Raw genomic sequence first — 2,215 nt, forward strand, 5'->3', positions numbered from 1 at the left:
TGAATAATGCAACCTTCGTAAGGTTTATTGAAGGTTTGGGTGTTGGTGGAAATATGTTCGATAAAGGCGTGCTGAACCGGTTTGTAGACTTCATCGGAAGCGGCGCTGAAGATTCAGGACGGGCTGCAAAAAGACTCCAGAACGGAAACGTGGAGAATTATGTGCTCATCATGTCTCTGGCTATCGGAATTATTTTAATTGTTAACTTTATATTACAATAGTAAATGTCGTATCTATTATTAACATTGTTACTATTACCTCTCGTAGGTTCTGCAGTGGTATTCGCGTGGAAAAACTCCACTAGTAAATATTTGGCATTGGGGTTTGCATTTGCCCAAATGTTCCTCTCATTTTATATGCTGGCAAATTTCGATTCCACACCAACGGTGGACGGAGTTCTGCAGTATGAAATCAATTATCCCTGGTCGCAGTTTATCAAAAGTAACCTGCATTTCGGGATCGATGGGATGAGCATGGTGCTGTTGCTGCTTACCAATATTTTAACGCCACTCATCATTCTGTCTTCCTTTAATGAGAAACCTGGGTACAGGAATACTTTTTACGGACTTATTCTATTGATGCAGTTTGGTTTAATTGGAGTTTTCACTGCACTTGACGGTTTGCTGTTCTATATTTTCTGGGAAGTTACCCTTATCCCAATCTGGTTAATCGCCGGAATCTGGGGTCAGGAAAACAAGAAGATTGCGTTCACAACCAGGTTCTTTGTTTACACTTTCGTAGGATCATTATTCATGTTGATCGGGCTGATTTACGTGTACACCCATTCCGCGTCTTTTGCACTTACCGACCTTTACAACGCTAATCTGAACACCTCTGAGCAGACCGTCATATTCTGGTTCATCTTCTTTGCTTTTGCGGTGAAGTTGCCAATTTTCCCTTTCCATTCTTGGCAGCCGGATACCTACACGTATTCGCCAACCCAGGGGACCATGCTTCTTTCGGGAATTATGCTGAAAATGGCGGTATACGGACTATTACGGTATCTGTTGCCCATCACACCGGATCCTGTTCTGGGAATTTCAGGACAAATCGTGCTGGTTCTTGCCATCGTAGGTATTGTTCACGGTGCACTGATTGCCATTGTGCAGAACGACTCAAAACGTCTTATCGCCTATTCATCGTTATCACACGTTGGATTAATGGTGGCCGGCATTATGGCTTCAGCTATTTTAACGGTAAAAGGTACCTTGATGACTGAAGGTGGCGAAGGAGCAATGGTACAGGCTTTCGCTCACGGGATCAATGTTGTAGGTCTTTTTTACTGTGCTGATATTCTTTATAAAAGATTCAAAACAAGAGATATCCGTCAAATGGGGGGTTTGGCTAAGGTTGCACCGAAATTTGCCGTTCTTTTCCTTGTAATTTTACTCGGTTCTGTAGGACTTCCTTTAACCAATGGTTTTATCGGGGAGTTTATTCTGATTAAATCTGTTTTCGATTATAGCAAACTGGCAGCTGTATTTGCCGGGCTTACCATGATTCTATCCGCAGTTTATCTTTTAAGATTCTACGGAAAAGCGATGTTCGGTGAAGGAGATGAAAGTGTTTTGTCTTCTGCCAAAGACTTATCGGGTATAGAATTTACGGTGCTGGCAAGTTTGGCGGTATTTGTAATTCTGCTGGGACTTTTCCCACAACCTCTTATCGAAATGGTGAACAGTTCACTGAAGTTTATTTTCACTTCGATGATGAACTAAGAAAATAATTTTAATATTTAAGACAGAGAAAGAACCTCAGATCTCGAATTTCAAATCTCAAATCTAAACTAAATGAGCGTTTTAATCATCATATTCCTTACTGCAGTTGCCGCATTATTTGCAGGGGTTTTTGAACAGGGAAAATTTTCAAGATACATCAGTATTCTTGGGCTTTTGGTGGCATTTTATGTAAGCTTTTTACCGGAAGCGGAATTCTTTAACCAGTACAAATCGATGTTCGACTATACCGTAAATGCGGCTCTTTTCACAAAGATTGCTATTGTCATCACGATTCTGCTCTTCTTTTTGGGCGGTTTTTCATTCAGCAACCACCGCAGCCATCAATCGGAGCTCTATGCGCTGATGCTTTTTGCGCTTTGTGGCGGTATTGTTCTTTTCGGGTTCCAGAATCTGGTGACTTTGTTTTTGGGTGTTGAAATTCTTTCCATTCCGCTTTACGTATTGGCCGGAAGTAACAAAACAGATTTACGCTCCAA

The 2,215-nt window shown here is 41.4% G+C and carries 1 protein-coding gene and 2 pseudogenes; all 3 read left to right on the forward strand.

Translation table 11 applies throughout. The features are described 5' to 3' along the window. Window positions 1-221 (forward strand): annotated as a pseudogene (locus V5N63_RS07015) (NADH-quinone oxidoreductase subunit L); the annotation flags it as partial. 3 nt (window positions 222-224) lie between these two features. After that, window positions 225-1,718 carry a complex I subunit 4 family protein gene (locus tag V5N63_RS07020; protein WP_332033377.1) on the forward strand — a complete coding sequence of 498 codons (1,494 nt, stop codon included), beginning with the start codon at window positions 225-227 and terminating at the stop codon, window positions 1,716-1,718. A 72-nt stretch (window positions 1,719-1,790) separates the two neighbouring features. After that, window positions 1,791-2,215, forward strand: a pseudogene (locus V5N63_RS07025) (NADH-quinone oxidoreductase subunit N); the annotation flags it as partial.

It is taken from the genome of Kaistella sp., assembly GCF_032060305.1.
GTDB lineage: Bacteria > Bacteroidota > Bacteroidia > Flavobacteriales > Weeksellaceae > Kaistella > Kaistella yananensis.

What these genes read in the sequence shown, in the direction of transcription:
- V5N63_RS07020 (WP_332033377.1), top strand. Translation starts at nt 225, where the DNA reads ATGTCGTATCTATTATTAACATTGTTACTATTACCTCTCGTAGGTTCT.